Source organism: Janthinobacterium lyxosi (genome assembly GCF_051380665.1).
In the GTDB taxonomy this organism is placed as follows: domain Bacteria; phylum Pseudomonadota; class Gammaproteobacteria; order Burkholderiales; family Burkholderiaceae_D; genus Janthinobacterium.
This window is the reverse complement of the sequence record NZ_JBNYXM010000003.1, coordinates 82227-99756: the sequence shown is the minus strand read 5'-3', so window position 1 is coordinate 99756 and position 17530 is coordinate 82227. Positions and strand designations below refer to the sequence as shown.

At 62.4% G+C, this 17530-nt stretch carries 14 protein-coding genes; 12 read left to right on the top strand and 2 right to left on the bottom strand.

The window, feature by feature from the left end; genetic code table 11:
- Positions 1 to 59 precede the first annotated feature (59 nt).
- Positions 60 to 707, bottom strand: coding sequence for a transcriptional repressor LexA (gene lexA / locus ACQ4WP_RS03805; RefSeq protein ID WP_436518900.1), 648 nt, complete (start codon positions 705 to 707; stop codon positions 60 to 62).
- Positions 708 to 982: 275 nt separating this feature from the next.
- Between lexA and rpsF the strand changes: the two genes are divergently transcribed.
- The 8 genes from rpsF (at position 983) to ACQ4WP_RS03765 (ending at position 6688) form a co-directional block, all read left to right on the top strand.
- Positions 983 to 1372 carry a 30S ribosomal protein S6 gene (gene rpsF, locus ACQ4WP_RS03800; RefSeq protein WP_034750499.1) on the top strand — a complete coding sequence of 130 codons (390 nt, stop codon included), beginning with the start codon at positions 983 to 985 and terminating at the stop codon, positions 1370 to 1372.
- A gap of 20 nt (positions 1373 to 1392) precedes the next feature.
- On the top strand, positions 1393 to 1701 hold the full coding sequence (priB, locus tag ACQ4WP_RS03795; RefSeq protein ID WP_102121956.1) for a primosomal replication protein N: 309 nt from the start codon (positions 1393 to 1395) through the stop codon (positions 1699 to 1701).
- Positions 1702 to 1716: 15 nt separating this feature from the next.
- Complete coding sequence (rpsR, locus tag ACQ4WP_RS03790) at positions 1717 to 2007, top strand: 30S ribosomal protein S18 (RefSeq protein ID WP_010400024.1); 291 nt, start codon at positions 1717 to 1719, stop codon at positions 2005 to 2007.
- 27 nt (positions 2008 to 2034) lie between these two features.
- On the top strand, positions 2035 to 2490 hold the full coding sequence (gene rplI, locus ACQ4WP_RS03785) for a 50S ribosomal protein L9 (protein ID WP_034783456.1): 456 nt from the start codon (positions 2035 to 2037) through the stop codon (positions 2488 to 2490).
- Between the two features lie 145 nt (positions 2491 to 2635).
- On the top strand, positions 2636 to 4021 hold the full coding sequence (locus tag ACQ4WP_RS03780; protein ID WP_071076107.1) for a replicative DNA helicase: 1386 nt from the start codon (positions 2636 to 2638) through the stop codon (positions 4019 to 4021).
- Between the two features lie 93 nt (positions 4022 to 4114).
- Entirely contained in the window at positions 4115 to 4741 is a 627-nt protein-coding gene (locus ACQ4WP_RS03775; RefSeq protein WP_353660537.1) for a DUF47 domain-containing protein, read from the top strand.
- 40 nt (positions 4742 to 4781) lie between these two features.
- Positions 4782 to 5795, top strand: a complete 1014-nt coding sequence (locus tag ACQ4WP_RS03770; RefSeq protein ID WP_436518750.1) for an inorganic phosphate transporter — start codon at positions 4782 to 4784, stop codon at positions 5793 to 5795.
- A 449-nt stretch (positions 5796 to 6244) separates the two neighbouring features.
- Entirely contained in the window at positions 6245 to 6688 is a 444-nt protein-coding gene (locus ACQ4WP_RS03765) for a group II intron maturase-specific domain-containing protein (protein ID WP_436518749.1), read from the top strand.
- Between the two features lie 62 nt (positions 6689 to 6750).
- Here ACQ4WP_RS03765 and ACQ4WP_RS03760 read toward each other — a convergent pair whose 3' ends face one another.
- Positions 6751 to 7647: an MBL fold metallo-hydrolase gene (locus tag ACQ4WP_RS03760; protein ID WP_436518748.1), complete on the bottom strand. Its 897-nt coding sequence runs from the start codon at positions 7645 to 7647 to the stop codon at positions 6751 to 6753.
- Between the two features lie 187 nt (positions 7648 to 7834).
- Here ACQ4WP_RS03760 and ACQ4WP_RS03755 point away from each other — a divergent pair, with 187 nt between their 5' ends.
- From ACQ4WP_RS03755 to ACQ4WP_RS03740, 4 genes are all read left to right on the top strand, one after another.
- Positions 7835 to 9457, top strand: coding sequence for a GAF and HD-GYP domain-containing protein (locus ACQ4WP_RS03755; protein WP_436518747.1), 1623 nt, complete (start codon positions 7835 to 7837; stop codon positions 9455 to 9457).
- Positions 9454 to 11727 (top strand): CHASE2 domain-containing protein, encoded by a 2274-nt coding sequence (locus tag ACQ4WP_RS03750; RefSeq protein ID WP_436518746.1) that lies wholly within the window; start codon positions 9454 to 9456, stop codon positions 11725 to 11727. The genes ACQ4WP_RS03755 and ACQ4WP_RS03750 overlap by 4 nt, the downstream gene beginning before the upstream one ends.
- 211 nt (positions 11728 to 11938) lie before the next feature.
- The gene (locus ACQ4WP_RS03745) at positions 11939 to 13549 is read left to right on the top strand and encodes a ShlB/FhaC/HecB family hemolysin secretion/activation protein (protein WP_436518745.1); all 1611 of its coding nucleotides are present in this window, start codon (positions 11939 to 11941) and stop codon (positions 13547 to 13549) included.
- 16 nt (positions 13550 to 13565) lie between these two features.
- The coding region (locus tag ACQ4WP_RS03740) for a two-partner secretion domain-containing protein (protein ID WP_436518744.1) at positions 13566 to 17530 on the top strand (3965 nt) is incomplete at its 3' end.

Genomic DNA, 17530 nt, shown 5'->3' with positions numbered 1-17530 from the left:
CGCGCAAATGAAAAGGGCCGCAACAGTCATGCTGTTGCGGCCCTTTGTATGTTGAATGCTTAATGCCAGCTGCGCATCAGTCCGACGGCCAGGCCTTCCAGGGCGAATTCATCTTCCGGCGACACGGTAATGACCTTGAAATCGGGGTTTTCCGGCAGCAGTTCGATGACCGAACCCGTTTTCCTGTAGCGCTTGACGGTGACTTCGTCGCCGATGCGGGCGACGACGATCTGGCCGTTCTTGGCGCTATCGACTTTCTTGACGGCCAACAAATCGCCATCCATGATGCCGGCGTCGCGCATGGACCAGCCGCGTACCTTCAGCAGGAAGTCGGGCTTGGCCGAAAACAGGGCCGGGTCCACGTTGTAGCTCGCTTCCAGGTTTTCCTGTGCCAGGATGGGCGAGCCGGCAGCCACGCGGCCGATCAGCGGCAGCGACATCAGCAGTGCTGCCGGCACCTTCGACGGTAGCGTGTCGGCGGCTGCACTTGCCGCCGCACCGATCAGGCGGATGCCGCGCGAGGTGCCGGGCGAAATCTCGATCGCGCCCTTGCGGGCCAGGGCTTGCAAATGCTCTTCGGCCGCATTGGCCGATTTGAAACCCAATTCATTGGCGATTTCGGCACGGGTCGGAGGGAAGCCCGTATTTTCAATCGCGTCCTTGATCAGGTTCAGGATTTGTTCTTGTCGTGCTGTCAGCTTGATCATGAGCGGTGGGTGCATACTAAAATGCTGTCTATATGAACAGTCTGTATTTTTGTACAGTATCGCCCACTATGCAAGGGGATTTCCGTGTTTTCGGCGAATTTCGCAAGAAATACTTGTCCGCGGGCGGAAAGCATGGTGGCGCACGGGCTTTCCGGGCGCTTGTGGAAGGAATGATTGAAACGTTTGCAAAAGGCGGTTATAATCTCCGGCTGACCTTCCCACACCCGTCTTGACGCCGGGGTGGGCGATTATCAATCCGACCTGAAGGAGTTTGCATGCGTCATTATGAAATAGTCTTTATCGTCCATCCGGACCAAAGCGAGCAAGTGCCCGCGATGATCGAACGCTACAAAGCCAGCGTAACCACCCGCGGCGGTTCGGTTCACCGCGTGGAAGATTGGGGCCGCCGTCAAATGGCTTACTCGATCCAAAAGCTGCCTAAAGCACACTACATCTGCCTGAACATCGAATGCGACAACGAGACCCTGGTCGAGTTGGAAACAGCATTCAAATTCAATGATGCCGTGTTGCGTCACCTGACCGTTAAAATGAAGAAAGCTGAAACAGCTCCTTCGCCGATGATGAAATCGGTACAACGCGAAGACGCGGCCAAAAGCCACCGCACCGAAGCACCAGCAGCCGCTCCAGCCGCCGCCGCAGCTTAATTCTTGACCAGGATCGTGCGCTGAACCAGCTACAAGTAACCGCCATCATTGCCGAGCGCGAAATATTGCGCTATACCCCGGCAGGGCTGCCGATTGTGAATGCAGTACTGCAACACAGTTCGCAGCAGATGGAAGCAGGGATTGCCCGTTTGACCGAGTTTGATGTTGCCGCGCTAGCCGCTGGTGAAATATCAGGCCGGTTCAGCCAGGCAAGCTTGGGCGGGGTCTATCAGTTCACGGGTTTCCTGGCCAGGAAGAGCCGCAACAGCAAGAGTTTGGTGTTTCACATCATTGATTTTAGTGCAGTCACTTTGACTAGCGCATTTTAGATACAGGAGCCTGACATGGCATTCGGTAAAAAGTTCGACAAAAATAAGCTCAAGCTTAAAGAAAAACGCAAACAGCAAAATCCGTTGTTCAAACGCAAGAAGTTCTGCCGCTTCACCGCAGCTCACGTTGAGCAAGTCGACTACAAAGACGTCGACACGCTGAAAGACTTCGTCCAAGAAAACGGCAAGATCATGCCAGCACGCCTGACCGGTACCAAAGCGCACTACCAGCGCCAAGTCGACACCGCAATCAAGCGCGCTCGCTTCCTCGCGCTGCTGCCATACACCGATCTGCACCACGCTTAATCGGTCAGATATTCCTGGAGAAGAACTATGCAAATCATTCTGTTAGAAAAAGTTGTTAACGTCGGCAACCTCGGCGAAGTCGTCAAAGTCAAAGACGGTTACGCACGTAACTTCCTGATCCCGCAACGCCTGGCACGTCGTGCTACGGCAACCGCTGTGGCTGAATTCGAAGTCAAGCGCGCCGAACTGGAAAAAGCTGCTGCCGCCAAACTGGCCGCATCGCAAGCCCAGGGCGAAAAACTGAGCGGCCTGACCGTTCAAGTTGCTCAAAAAGCTGGCGTCGATGGCCGTCTGTTCGGTTCCGTTACCAACTTCGACATCGCTGAAGCGCTGACCAAGCAAGGTTTTGCTGTTGAAAAAGCACAAATCCGCATGCCTACCGGCCCGCTGAAGATCGTTGGCGAGCACAACGTTTCGGTTGCTCTGCACACCGACGTGGTCGTGGAAGTTGTTATCGCTGTCGTTCCAGACGCGAACGCGTAATCGTCTGCGGGCCTGGCCCGCAAGCGCTACCGTACTGTCAAGCATGATGAAAAGCCGGGTTCGCCCGGCTTTTTTGTGGCCTTTTTTTCGCTCAATTTCAGCCCTTTATTTTTGCCAGCACGCCGAAGCGGGTATAATTCGCGCCATGAACGCCCCCTCTGATCCGCAACTAGATTCCCTCCGTATTCCGCCGCATTCGATCGAAGCAGAACAATCCGTTATCGGTGGTCTGCTGCGCGACAATGCAGCATATGACCGCATCGCCGACTTCATGCATGCGGAGGATTTCTATCGCTATGACCATCGCATCATCTTCGAGCAAATCGTCAAGATGATTAACGGCTCCAGGCCAGCCGATGTCATTACTGTTTTTGAAACCCTGACCCAGCTCGGCAAGGCCGATGATGTGGGCGGACTCGCTTACCTGAACGCCATGGCGCAAAACACGCCATCGGCCGCGAACATCCGGCGTTACGCCGAGATCGTGCGCGACCGCGGCGTGCTGCGTAAACTCATCACCGTCGCCGACGATATTTCCGGCACGGCCTTCAGCCCGCAAGGCAAGGAAGTCAAGCAGATGCTTGACGAGGCCGAGTCGAAGATCTTCGCCATCGCCGAAGAAGGCGCGCGCGGCGCCCAGGGCTGGACCGCCATCCAGCCCCTGCTGACGCAGGTGGTCGAGCGCATTGACGAACTGTACAGCCGCGACAACCAGAGTGAAATCACGGGCGTGCCCACCGGTTTCATCGACCTGGACCGCATGACCTCCGGTCTGCAGCCGGGCGACCTGGTGATCGTGGCGGGCCGTCCTTCGATGGGCAAGACGGCGTTTTCCGTCAACATCGGCGAAAACGTGGCCATCGACAGCGGCTTGCCCGTGGCCGTGTTCTCGATGGAGATGGGCGGCGCCCAGCTGGCCATGCGTATGCTCGGCTCCGTCGGGCAGCTCGACCAGCACCGCCTGCGCACGGGCCGCCTGAATGATGAAGACTGGCCACGCCTGACGAATGCGATTCAAAAGATGAACGACGCGCAGTTGTACATCGATGAAACGCCGGCGCTCAATTCCATCGAATTGCGCGCCCGCTCGCGCCGTTTGTCGCGTCAATGCGGCAAGCTGGGCCTGATCATCGTCGATTACTTGCAGCTGATGTCGGCCAATTCCCCTGGCGATAACCGCGCCACGGAGATTTCCGAGATTTCGCGGGGCTTGAAAGGGCTGGCGAAAGAACTCGGTTGTCCCGTGATCGCGCTGTCACAGCTGAACCGCTCGCTGGAGCAACGCCCGAACAAGCGTCCCGTGATGTCGGACTTGCGCGAATCGGGCGCTATTGAGCAGGATGCCGACGTGATCCTGTTCATTTACCGTGACGAGGTGTATAACCCCGACTCGCCAGACAAGGGAACGGCCGAAATCATCATCGGTAAACAACGTAACGGTCCGATCGGCAGCATTCGCCTCACCTTCATGGGGCAGTACACCAAATTTGGCAATTACAGTGGTGGCCTGGCGCTTTACCAAGGCGACTAAGACTCAGCAGCACTGATATTCCATTGGCCGCCCCCTCATACGGGGCGGCTTTCTGTAGTAAATAACACGACTCAATGCTTAACGGAGAATGACATGTTTGGACGCTTGATGCCCACTGAGGGCAAGTTTTTTGAATTGTTTAACCAGCACGCGGAACTGTGCGTGAAGGGCGCTAAAGAAATGCTCGGCCTGATGACCAATTTCGACGACCTGGAAAACCGCGTACATGCGATCGAAAGCATCGAGAAACAGGCGGACAAAGTCACCTACGCCACCGTGGAAATGCTGCACAAGACCTTCATCACGCCGATCGACCGCGACGACATCCATCAACTGATCACGCGCCAGGACGACATCCTCGACTTGCTGGAAGACGCGGCGCAAACCGTTTCGCTGTACGACCTGAAAGCCGTCACGCCGGAAGCCAAGCGCCTGGCCGAACTGGTGCTGGCCTGTACCGAAAAAGTGCGCGACGCCGTCGCCATGCTGCACAACATGGACAACTCGCGCAAGATTGTCGCCATCTGCGAAGAGATCGACCGCCTGGAATCGGACGCCGACCACGTGATGCGCGCCGCCATGTCCAAACTGTTCCGCGACGAACCGGACGTGCGCAACTTGATCAAGATGAAAGCGATCTACGAAATTCTGGAAACCGTGACCGACCGTTGCGAAGATGTGTCCAATATTATCGAAGGCATCATCGTCGAAAACGCTTAATCGGCGTCTGTCCTGAATCAGAATCAGAAAAGAAAAATACATGCAAACCCTCCAAATGAGCATTTACGTGCTAGGCCTGCTTGTCCTCCTGGCGCTGCTATTTGACTTCATGAACGGCTTCCACGATGCCGCCAACGCGATCGCCACGGTGGTCTCGACGGGTGTATTGAAACCGCAGACCGCGGTTGCCATGGCTGCCACTTTCAACTTCGTCGCCATTTTTGTGTTCCACCAGCTGACCGTGGCCGCCACTGTGGGCAAGGGCACCATCGACCCCACGGTGATCGACCAGTATGTGATCTTTGGCGCGCTGATGGGCGCCATCGTCTGGAACCTCGTTACCTGGTACTACGGCATTCCATCGTCGTCCTCGCACGCCCTGATCGGCGGCCTGGTGGGCGCCGCCGTCGCCAAGTCGGGCACGGGCGCGCTGATTTCGGCCGGCCTGTGGAAAATCGTGCTGTTCATCGTGCTCTCGCCGGTGCTGGGCTTTATCTTCGGTTCCATCATGATGTTGCTCGTGTCGTGGATATTTGTGCGTTCGACGCCGCGCAAGGTCGATAAATGGTTCCGCCGCCTGCAACTGGTGTCGGCGGCGGCGTACAGCCTGGGCCACGGCGGCAACGATGCGCAAAAGACCATCGGCATCATCTGGATGCTGCTGATCGCCGCCGGCTACTCGAGCGCCTCGGACGCCATGCCGCCGCTGTGGGTCATCATCTCGTGCTACACGGCCATCAGTTTCGGCACCCTATTCGGTGGCTGGCGCATCGTCAAGACCATGGGCCAGAAGATCACCAAGCTCAAACCGGTGGGCGGCTTTTGCGCCGAAACGGGCGGCGCCATCACGCTGTTCATTTCGACGGCAATGGGCATTCCCGTGTCGACCACGCATACCATCACGGGCGCCATCGTCGGCGTCGGCTCGGCGCAGAAAATGTCGGCCGTACGCTGGGGCGTGGCGGGCAACATCGTCTGGGCCTGGGTCTTCACGATTCCCGCATCCGCGTTTGTTGCCGCAGTCGCCTGGTGGATTGGCCACCATATAATGTAATGGATAGCCAACGCCAGTAAAAAGGGAGCCTTGCGGCTCCCTTTTTTATGGTGCGCCCGGCAGGGCGCACTTACTTGGAGGTGCAAGTCCTCTACTCGCCCGACAAGGGGAAGAGTTAGCCGAACGGCAAGGGTGTCGCGGGCGACTGCGAATCTGGAGGAAGCCGAAGGCAAAGCGCTGGCCTGACGAACAGGAAGCGGATACGAGGCGGCGCAGCCGGGTGAGGTGTCCATTAGCACCAAAGCCCGAAACTTGTACGGAAGGCTGCGACGTAGATCCGACAGGCATAAGCGTGAAGGTGAGTGCGCAATACCCGGGGAGATCTGCATGCATGCCTTGTGCTACCGATACCGGGAGGTGTCGGGATGCGTATGCAGAAGTCAGCAGGGGGCATAGTAGGTCGAGGGCAAGGCGGTGAGCCGAAGAGAATCTGACCGAAGGCCTGAACATTGAACAACGCGATTAGGACATTCGACCTCGATGCAAACCGACGACGCAACAAGGCAGGCAAAGTGCGGGACATCGTCGTCGGGAATACTTCGCGTAACCTCGTCGCCACGATCAACGAGCTGAACCCTGTGCTGCGCGGCTGGACATCCTACTTCAGGCTGACCGAGGTGAAAGGTGCGTTGCAGGACTTGGATGGGTGGATTCGCCGTAAGCTGCGCTGCCTGTTATGGCGCCAATGGAAATACCCGGCGACCCGTAACAAGAGGCTGCAAGCGCGCGGACTGGATGCGATGCGGGCATGGAAATCGGCAAGCAACGGACGGGGCCCATGGTGGAACGCCGGAGCAAGCCACATGAACGCGGCGTATCCCAAGAAGACGTTCGACGCGCTAGGGTTAGTTTCGCTGCTGGACACCCAGCAGCGCTTCCAGCTTGTGAAATGAACCGCCGTATGCGGAACCGCACGTACGGTGGTGTGAGAGGGCGACGGGGGTAACTCCCCTACTCAATCGCCGGCCAGTTCCATCGTCAGCCCTTCATAGGCGAGGAACACCTGCAGGCCGTCCAGGCGGCTCGCATAGCGGCCCATCACGTCGGCAAACACGGCTTCGAGCTGCTCGTCGCTGCGGGTCGGCTCGTGGTGGGTGCAGTACAGGCGCCGCGCGCCGCAGCGCAGGGCCAGGTCGAAGGCGGCGTCGAAGGTGCCGTGGCCCCAGCCCTGCTTGGCCGGGTACTCCTCGCGCGTGTACGAGCAATCCATGATCAGCGCATCGACGCCGGCGACCGCTGCGTCGATGCCGGCCTGGCGCTGCACATTGCGCTGCGCGCAGGCCGCATGGTCGGCATGGCCGGGTGGATGCAGGTTGTAGAACGGTTCATGGTCGCCGCTGAAAAACAGCGAGGCGCCGCCGCAGTCGATGCGGTAGCCCAGATTGACCACGGGATGGTTCATTTCCGCGCCGCGCACACATGCACCTCCCACCTCGACGGCTTCGCCGGGCGCCAGGGTGCGGTACTCGATGCAGGCCGCCATGGCCGCTTCGCTGACGGGAAAATAGCTGTCTTGCAGCTGCACAGCCATCACGTGCTCGATGCCCCTTCCGGCGACGGCATCGTGCGCGCCATGCAGGCGCATGCGGTTGCCGGCCACGAACAGGGGGCTAAACATGGGCAGGCCGTGGATGTGGTCCCAGTGGCTGTGCGTGATGAAGACGTGCGCGTCGACGGGCAGGCCGGGCGGCAGTTGCTGCGCCAGCGAAAAGATGCCGCTGCCCGCATCGAGGATGATCAGGCTGTCGTTGTCGGTGCGCACTTCGATGCAGGTGGTGTTGCCGCCATAGCGCGCCGTGCGCGGGCCGGGGGAGGGGATGGAGCCGCGCACGCCCCTGAACGTGAATTTCATTCAGTACCTTGTTACGGTGTAATTATTGTTGATTCTATTCTAATTAATGAGATTGGCGGCAACATTTATGTGTGTTGCTATACGGAAAGTTATTTCATTTTGTTGCAACTAAGTAATGTACAGTGCGCAGGGTGGCCGTTACACTGGCGCTTGCCGACTTCCCTTTCCTTACCTGATTGCCGCCAACATGCCTCAGTTGCACCCTGAGAAAATCGCCCACAGACTGGAGCAATTGACTGAACTCAGTGTCGCGCTCGGCCACGGCCTGGGCGGCGAGGGACACGATATCGGCGCGCTGTTGCAGCGCATCGTGCTGCTGGCAAAAAGCATGAGCGGTGCCGATGGCGCCACCCTGTACCGGCCCATGGCCGAGGGCCGCCAACTGGCGTTCGACATCAGCGTCAATGACAGCCTGGGCATCGCGCAGGGCGCCGACATGGGCTTGCCTGGCGTACCCCTGTTCGATGGCGCGGGCCAGCCGAATCTGGCATCGGTGGCTGCGTATGCGGCGAACATGCGCCGCAGCGTGAATATTGCCGATGTCTACCGCGACGAGGACTTCAATTTTTCCGGCATGCGCGAGTTTGACCGCCACCACGGCTACCACACGCAATCGATCCTGACGGTGCCCATGAGCGACCATGAGGGGGATCTGATCGGCGTGCTGCAACTGGTGAATGCCCTGGATGGTGACACGGGCCAGGTGCGCGCCTTTTCCTCCACCGACCAGCGCTTCATCGAGGCACTGGCCGCGCAGGCGGGCGTGGCGCTGACGAATCAATTGCTCATTTTGCAGCTGGAAGAGCTGCTGGAATCGCTGGTTACCCTGATCAATATCGGCATCGATGAAAAGTCGCCCTACACGGGCCGCCACTGCCAGTTCGTGCCCGAGCTGACGATGCTGCTGGCCGACGCCGCGCATGCGACGGACAGTGGGCCATTGGCCGATTTCCGGCTCAGCGACAACGAGCGCAAGCAGCTGTGGCTGGCCGGTTTGCTGCACGATTGCGGCAAGATCACCACGCCCGTGCACGTAGTCGACAAGGCCACCAAGCTGGAAACCATTTTTGATCGTATCGCCCTGATCGACACGCGCTACGAAGTGCTGTTGCGCGACGCCGAGATCGCGGCCCTGCGCCAGCAGGCGGCGCAGCCGCAGCAAAAAGACGCCATCGCCCGTGCGCTGGAACTGGAGCAGGCTGCGTTGCGTGAGGAGCGCGACTTCATCCGCACGGTGAATATCGGCGGCGAGAGCATGGCGCAGGCCGACCAGGAGCGCGTGCGGCAGATCGCCAGGCGCCGCTGGCGCGCCGCCGACGGCGAACTGCGCGATTTTCTCGACACCGACGAGACGGAAAACCTGACCATCCGCGCCGGCACCCTGACGGCGGCCGAGCGGGCCATCGTCAATAACCATATCAGCGTGTCGATCCGCATGCTTGAAGCGCTGCCGTGGCCCAAGCACCTGCAGAAGGTGCCCGAATATGCGGGCGGCCACCACGAGCGCATGGATGGCAAGGGCTATCCGCGCGGGCTGACGAAAGAGCAGATGTCGGTGCCGGCGCGGTTGATGGCGATTGCCGACATTTTCGAGGCCCTGACGGCGCGCGACCGACCGTATAAAAAGGGAAAATCGCTGTCCGAATCCCTGCGCATCCTCGGTAATTTCAGTCTGAACGGGCATATCGACCCCGAGCTGTTCGACGTTTTCATCCGCAGCAAGGTGTACCTGACCTTCGCTGAAAAGCATTTGCATCCGAGCCAGATCGATGCCGTCGACGAGGCGGCCATTCCGGGCTATACGCCGTGACGCGGGTCTGGCGCAGCGCGCTGGTGCTGCCCTTGCGCAAGCATGGGGCGCGGTCGCTGCTGGGCGTGCTCTTGAGCGTGGCGGCGGCCGTCCTGTGCCTGGCCGGCAACGACACTATCGCGCGCCTTGACGCCATGCTGGGCGACTGGCGCATGCGCTTTGATGCGCCGCAGCTCGACCGCCGCATCGTCATCGTCGACATCGACGAGCAAAGCCTGGCCCGGGTGGGCCGCTTCCCCTGGAGCCGCGACATCCAGGCGCGCCTGGTGCGCCAGCTTACCGGCCATTACGGCGTGGCCGCGCTGGGCTTCGATATCTCGTTTCCCGAAGCGGACACCAGTTCCGGCTACGCCGTGTTGCAAGGCCTGGCGCGCGGCGAACTGGCGGGCGTGGCGGGCTTGCCGGTGCAGCTGGAAAAACTGCGCCCGGCCATGGACTACGACGGTCTGTTTGCCGAGGCCATGCGCGGCCAGCCCGTGGTGCTGGGCTACAGCGTCTCGGAGCAGCAAAAAAAGGGCGTGCTGCCCAAGCCGGCTTTTACCGTCGCCGATTTGAACGGACGCACTGTCACGGCCTACGTGGCGCGCGGTTACGAAGCCAATATCGCGCCCCTGCAGGCGGCCGCGCAAGGCGCCGGCATCTTCACTGCGCTGACCGATGCCGATGGCGTCGTGCGTTCTTCGACCCTGTTACAGCGCATCGGCGACGGCTATTATCCGTCGCTGTCGCTGGCCACTGCTGCCGTCTACCTGCAGGCGCGCGCCATCGCCCCCCGTTTCACGGGCACGGCCGATACCCTGTCGGCGCGCGAACTGGCCAACGGCGGCCTCGACCACCTGATGCTGTTCACGCCGCGCGGCGCGTTGGCGATCCCGGTGGGCGAAGCCTTGACCACCACGGTGCAGTACCGCGGCGCGGGTGGCCCCGATGGTGGCGCTTTCCGCTATGTGTCGGCGTCCGATGTGCTGGCCGGCAGCGTTGCGCCCGCGCTGCTGAAGGGGACCATCGTGCTGGTGGGTACCACGGCGCCCGGCTTGAACGATATCCGCGCCACGCCCGTGAATGCGGAGTATCCGGGAGTCGAGGTGCACGCCAACCTGATCAAATCCATGCTCGACGGGCGTTTCAAGGTGCGGCCCGATTATGCGCTGGCATTCGAACTGGTGCAGATCGTGCTGTTTGGCCTGCTGCTGGCGGGCGCCCTGGCCGTGCTGCCGCCGGTCGGCGTGATGCTCGCTACCCTGGGCGCGCTGGCTGCCGTCATCGTCATCAATCTGTACCTGTACACCGTGCACGACCTGGTGCTGGGCGGCGCCGTGCTGCTGCTGCTGATCGTCGCGCTGTTCATCGCCAACCTGGCGTGGGGTTATTTTTTCGAGGTGCGCAAGGGGCGTGCGCTGGTGGCGCGCTTCGGCGAATATGTGGCGCCCGAGCTGGTGGCCGAGATGGCCGACGATCCGCGCCGCTACACCATGGAGGGCGAGAACCGTGAATTGACGGTGCTGTTTGCCGACGTGCGCGGTTTCACGGCCATCTCCGAGCAGCTGGCGCCGGCCGCGCTGCGCGAATACATCAACGAATACCTGACGGCCATGTCGGAAGATATCCGCGACAGCCACGGCGGCACCCTGGACAAATACATCGGCGACGCCGTGATGGCGTTCTGGGGCGCGCCCGTCGCCTTTGGCGATCACGCCAGCCGCGCCGTGGCCAGCGCCCTGCTGATGCAGCGCAGCGCGGCGCGGCTGAACCAGCAGTTTTGCGCGCGCGGCTGGCCGGCGCTGCGCATCGGTATCGGCATCAATACGGGACCCATGCATGTGGGCGACATGGGCTCGCGCATCCGCCGCGCCTATACCGTGATGGGCGACAGCGTCAACCTGGCCGCGCGCCTGGAAGGCGCCAGCAAGCTGTATGGCGTGGGCATCGTGGTGGGCGAGGCCACGCGTGCCGCAAGCCCGGATTTCCTGTGCCGCGAACTTGATCTGATCAGGGTGCTGGGCAGGCAGGAAGCGGTGGCCATCTTCGAACCGCGCTGCCTGCTGGCCGACGCCGACGGGGCAGAGCTGGCGCAGCTGGAACGCTGGCATGCGGTGCTGGCCTGGCTGCGCGCGCGCGACTGGGCGGCCGCTGGCGCGCAGCTGGCACGCTTGCAGGCGGACTTTCCCGACGACAGCCTGTATCACCTGTACGCGGCTCGCTTGGAGCGCTATCGCAGCATGCCGCCACCTGCCGACTGGGATGGCGTGACCGTATTGAATAGCAAGTAAGCCTGCCGTCGTGGTGGGAAATGCACGCAGTGGCGGCATTTTTCAGCATTGTGGGCACCCTGTTTGCTGCACTGCGATAAAAATCAGGGCGAAATGTTAGAAATTTCTGACTGGAAACTAAAAGCCGTCTAAAATTTGCCTTCAATCCATTGCCGGACACGCTGGCGCCTGCGGGCCGCGCGCTTGTCCGGTTACACAAGAAATCCTACACATGACATATCGTTTGGTGCACCTGCTTGCGGGTTCCGCGCTGCTGTTCGCAGTCGGCGCTGCCGGCGCTGCCGTTTCCAGGGATGATGCTGCTCCTGCCATGCAGGAGGACGGCGTGCCGCGCTTCGAGATCCGCCGCTTCGACGTCCAGGGCAATACCCTGCTCACGTCCGCGCAGGTGCAAGCCTTGCTGGCGCCGTATACGGGCGCGCAGCGCGATTTTTCCGACATTGCCCGCGCCGTCGAGGCGCTGGAGGGGGCTTACCGCGAGCGCGGTTACAGCGCCGTGCAAGTGCAACTGCCCGAGCAGGAACTGGAGCATGGCGTGGTGCGCCTGAGCGTGCTGCAAACGCCGCTGGGCAAGCTTGCCATCAGCGGCAATGCCCATGTCGACGAGGCCAACGTGCGGCGCGCCTTGCCGTTTCTTCGCGAAGGCGAGACGCCGAACTTGCCGGCCCTGTCGCAAAGCCTGAAGCTGGCCAATGAAAACCCGGCGCGCAAGATCGAAGTGCGCCTGCAGGCCGACGAGCCGGCGGGCGCCATCGACGCCATCGTCACGGTGGCCGATGAAAAGGCCTGGAAGGCCATGCTCAACGTGGATAACACGGGCAATGCGCAGACGGGCAAGACGCATGTGGGCGTGGTGCTGCAGCATGCCAACCTGTTCGGGCGCGATCATGTGGCCAGCCTGCAATACACGAGCAGCCTGGAAAAGCCGGACAAGGTGGGCGTGTATGGCGCCGGCTACCACTTGCCGCTGTATGCGCTGGGCGACTCGATGGACTTTTTCGCCAGCTATTCGAACGTCGATTCGGGCAGCGTCTCGGCCGGCATTTTCGACCTGGCCGTCAGCGGCCAGGGCAGCATGGCCGGCATCCGCTACAACCAGAACTTTGCCCGCAGCGGCGATTTCGAACCCAAGCTCGTGTACGGCGTCGATTACAAGGCTTATCGCAACAGCGTGCAGCTGTTCGGCATGGAACTGGGCGCCGACGTCAGCGTGCATCCGCTCAGCGTCAGCTACATCGGCAACTGGACCTTGCCCACGGGCGAGACCAGCGTGGCGGTCACCTTCGCGCACAATATCCCTGGCGGCAAGCACGGTGCGCAAGCCGATTTCGACCGCGTGCGCGCGCATGCCAAGGCGGCCTACAACACCGTGCGCCTGAGCGCCAGTTCCGGCCGCGTGCTGGCCAACGACTGGCAATGGCGCGCGCTGGTCAACGCGCAGGTCACGCCGGATGCACTGGTGCCGGGCGAGCAGTTCGGCGCCGGTGGCGCCGCGTCCGTGCGCGGCTTTGCCGAGCGCGAGGTGGCCAATGATTCGGGCGTCAACCTGAACCTGGAACTGTACACGCCGAACTGGTGCAGCCAGGCGCTCGCTTACCAGTGTCGCGCGCTGGCCTTCTATGACACGGCCTGGCTGCGCCGCAACCATGGTCTGCCCGGCGAAAGCGCTTCGCAAGGCATAGCCAGCGGTGGCCTCGGCCTGCGTTTGCTGCTGAGCCGCTATGCCAATCTGCAACTCGATTATGCCCATGTCGTCAATGGCGGCGACACGGGACAGCGGGGCGCCAACCGCCTGCATTTCCGCCTCGCCTTGGCCTACTAGCATCAGGATGAACACCATGCACAATCACATCCAGCACGCCTCCGTTTTCATCCTGACGCCATCATTTGCTCCTCCTTTTGCGCTACCCTTGCGCCGCACGGCGCTGGCGCTGCTGCTGGCCGGCTGTTTCGGCGCGGCGCAGGCCAACCCCGCCTTGCCGCAGGTGGTCAACGGACAGGCGACGTTCAATCAGCAGGGCAACATCTTCTCGATCACGAACACGCCCAACACCATCATCAACTGGCAGAGCTTTTCCATCCATGCGGGCGAAATCACGCGCTTCATCCAGCAAAACGGCAATAGCGCCGTGCTCAACCGCATCACGGGACAAGACCCCAGCAAGATCCTGGGCGCGCTCGAATCGAACGGCAAGGTCTTCCTGATCAACCCAAACGGCATCGTCTTCGGCCAGGGGGCGAAAGTGGACGTGAACGGGCTGGTGGCTTCCAGCCTGGGTATGTCGAATGACGATTTCCTGGCCGGCAAGCGCCAGTTCACGGCCGGCAGCGTGGCCGGCGGCGTGAGCAATGCGGGCCTGATCAATGCGGGCAAGGGAGGGCAAGTACTGCTGATCGCGCCGAACGTGGAAAACACGGGCATCATCACGGCGCCGAATGGCGAAGTGATCCTGGCGGCCGGGCGCAGCGTGCAGCTGGCCGACCCCGGCAATCCGCAATTGCGCGTGCTGGTCTCGGCGCCAAACGACCAGGCGCTGAATCTGGGACAGATCATCGCCCAGGGCGGCAGCATCGGCATGGCCGGCGCGCTGCTCAGCCAGCGCGGCGTGCTCAATGCGAACAGCGCCGTCGTCGGTGAGCATGGCAGGATCGTCCTCAAGGCCAGCGGCAAGGCGCTGCTCGAAGCGGGCAGCGTCACCAGCGCCGCCGGCGCGGCCGGCAAGGGCGGCGAGATCCAGGTGCTGGGCGAGCAGGTGGGCTTGCTGGGCAATGCGAGCATCGATGTCAGCGGTGCCACGGGCGGTGGCACGGTCTTGCTGGGCGGCGATTACCAGGGCAAGAACGCGGCCGTGCAGAACGCGCGCCAGGTGCTGCTCGGCAAGGACGCCAGTGTCAATGCCGATGCCGTCAACAGCGGCAACGGCGGCAAGGTCATCGCCTGGGGCGACGAGTCGGCCCAGGTGCACGGCAGCATTTCCGCGCGCGGCGGCATGCAGGGCGGCAATGGCGGCTTCGTGGAAACGTCGGGGCACTACCTGGCCGTCGATGGCGCCAAGGTCGATACGCGCGCCCGCGCGGCGCGCGGCAAGACGGGCGACTGGCTGCTCGATCCGTATGACATCGACGTGGTCGCCGGCAATGGCGGCGCGCTGAGCGGCGTCAACGATTTTACGGATGCGCCGACGACGGGCACCACCACTATCGGCGCCGGCCTGATTTCGGCGGCCACCAGCAATGTGGTTCTGCAGGCGCAGCACGACATCAACTTCAACGAAGTCGTCGCCATCACCCAGGCCGGCGTGGGACTCACGGCGCAGGCTGGCAACAGCATCAACGTCAACCAGGCCATTACCACCAATGGTGGCGCGCTGATCCTGTCGGCCAACGACAATAGCGGCGCCACGGCACAAGGCAGCTCGGCCGTCTTGCATGTCGATGCTGCCCTTTCCAGCCAGGGCGGCGGGGTTGCGCTGACGGGCGCCGATATCGTCTTCGGCGTGGCGGGCAGTTTGAATGTCGGGGGCGGCAATGCGGAACTGCGCGCCAACAAATTCGATGGACGCATCGGCCTCAATGGCAGCGGCGGACAGATCGTCGGCACGGCGGTGGGGCAGACATTGCTGTTGCAGGCCGATAACATGAATTTGCAGGGCGGCGTGGCCTACGGCGGCGCGGCGGGCGGCGCTGCGGTGACCTTGCGCGCGCAGTCGGCCAACCGTGAAATCAATCTCGGCAGCAAGGCGGTTGGCAAACTCAGCCTATCCAGCGCCGACCTGAATGCAATTTCCGCAGCGAACCTCACGCTCGGCCATGCCGCCATGACAGGCGCCATCGGCGTCGACCAGGCGGTGACGGTGGCGAGCGGCGCCACTGGGCCGGCTACCTTGCAGCTGGTGACGGGCGGCGCCATGGCGATTGATCATGCGCTAGCTGTGGCCGGTAACCTGAGCCTCACTGCGGGATCGACAGTGAGTGCGGCGGGCGCCGTCAATGTGGGGGCGACCTTCAGGTTGGCCAGCGGCACCTGGACGCAAAATACGACCGGCCTGCCAGCCTTTTCAGCCAGCAATTTCATTATCGCTCCCGGCGCCAGTTTCTTGCGCGCTACAAACGGCGACGGCAGCGCGGGCGCAGCGTATGTCATCGCCGACGTGTATGGCTTGCAAGGCATCGCCAGCCTGGACCTGAGTAACAGCTATCGCCTTGCCGGCAATATCGACGCCAGCGGCACGGGCGCATGGAATGACGGCGCCGGTTTTCGTCCCATCGCGCATAGCGACTCGGGCGGTTTTTCCGGGGTGCTGGACGGCGCCGGCTATGCCGTCAGCGGCTTGCAGATCCACGGCGAGAGCGCGCCGAACGGTAACCTGAACACCGGCCTGTTTGGCAAGCTGGGTAATGGTACGACGGGCACGGTGCGCCAGTTGAACCTGCTGGGTGGCAATGCCAGCGGCAACAACAATGTGGGCGCCGTGGCTGGCGTGGTCGCTGCGGGCGGCGCGATAGAGCAGGTGCAAAGCAGCATGAGCGTGGCCGGCCAGGATGGCGTCGGTGGCCTGGCGGGCATCAACCAGGGCCGCATTGCCGTGTCGTACGCCAGCGGCGGCGTCAGCGGCGCACGCAATCTGGGCGGCCTGGTGGGCAGCAACCAGGGCACGCTGGCTGATGTCTACGCCACCGGCGCGGTCGGGGTGGCTGGCAATGCGGATGCCGGACTCGCGCGCGAGCATATCGGCGGCCTGGTTGGCGAGAACACGGGCAGCATCAGCAATGCCTATGCCAGCGGCGCCGTCGCTGGCGGGGGCTTTGGTGCGGTGGGTGGCTTGGTCGGCAGCAATAGCGGCGCCTTGGCGAGCACCTACTGGAATATCGACAGCTCCGGCCAGGCGAACGATGGCGGTGCCAGCATCGGCCGCACGGCGGCGCAGATGTCGCGGCTATCGAGCTTCGACGGTTTTGCCTTCGGCGCCTCGCCCGTCTGGCGCATCTATGACGGCTACACGACGCCGATGCTGAAGGCTTTCCTGAAGCCGCTGCAAGTGACGGCGACGGGCCAGCCTGCCAGCCAGGTCTACGATGGACAGTTCGCCAGCTTCAACGGCACGCTCGCCTATCTGGGCTTGCTCGATGGCGATACGGCGGCCAGCGGCAGCCTGGGCTTCCAGTCGGCGCGCAATGTGGGCAACTACGATGTGACGGGCCTGTGGTCGAGCAAGTACGACATCAGCCTGGGCGGCACGACCACCCTGGCCATCACGCCGCGCGCGCTGACGGTCAGCGTGGGCGGCAGCAAGGTCTACGATGCGCAGCTGGGCTTTGGCAACGCCAGCTTTGTGCTGGGCAATGTGGTGGGGGGCGACAGCATCACCGCCAGCGGCAGCGCCGTCTTTCTCGACAAGAATGCGGGCAGCGGCAAGGCCGTGCACGCGAGCGGCATCGCGCTCGATGGCAATGGCCTGGGCAACTACAGCTTGGCGGCCACGACGGTGGAAGGCGCGGCCGACATCACGCCGCGCGCGTTGACGGTCAGCGTGGGCGGCAGCAAGGTCTACGATGCGCAGCTGGGTTTTGGCAACGCCAGCTTTGTGCTGGGCAATGTGGTGGGGGGCGACAGCATCACCGCCAGCGGCAGCGCCGTCTTTCTCGACAAGAATGCGGGCAACGGCAAGGCCGTGCACGCGAGCGACATCGCGCTCGATGGCAATGGCCTGGGCAACTACAGCTTGGCGGCCACGACGGTGGAAGGCGCGGCCGACATCACGCCGCGCGCGTTGACGGTCAGCGTGGGCGGCAGCAAGGTCTA

Coding starts and splice junctions, on each gene's coding strand:
- ACQ4WP_RS03745 (WP_436518745.1), top strand. CDS start 11,939: ATGACATATCGTTTGGTGCACCTGCTTGCGGGTTCCGCGCTGCTGTTC.
- ACQ4WP_RS03775 (WP_353660537.1), top strand. CDS start 4,115: ATGTTTGGACGCTTGATGCCCACTGAGGGCAAGTTTTTTGAATTGTTT.
- ACQ4WP_RS03780 (WP_071076107.1), top strand. CDS start 2,636: ATGAACGCCCCCTCTGATCCGCAACTAGATTCCCTCCGTATTCCGCCG.
- lexA (WP_436518900.1), bottom strand. CDS start 707: ATGATCAAGCTGACAGCACGACAAGAACAAATCCTGAACCTGATCAAG.
- rplI (WP_034783456.1), top strand. CDS start 2,035: ATGCAAATCATTCTGTTAGAAAAAGTTGTTAACGTCGGCAACCTCGGC.
- ACQ4WP_RS03755 (WP_436518747.1), top strand. CDS start 7,835: ATGCCTCAGTTGCACCCTGAGAAAATCGCCCACAGACTGGAGCAATTG.
- rpsF (WP_034750499.1), top strand. CDS start 983: ATGCGTCATTATGAAATAGTCTTTATCGTCCATCCGGACCAAAGCGAG.
- ACQ4WP_RS03760 (WP_436518748.1), bottom strand. CDS start 7,647: ATGAAATTCACGTTCAGGGGCGTGCGCGGCTCCATCCCCTCCCCCGGC.
- ACQ4WP_RS03770 (WP_436518750.1), top strand. CDS start 4,782: ATGCAAACCCTCCAAATGAGCATTTACGTGCTAGGCCTGCTTGTCCTC.
- rpsR (WP_010400024.1), top strand. CDS start 1,717: ATGGCATTCGGTAAAAAGTTCGACAAAAATAAGCTCAAGCTTAAAGAA.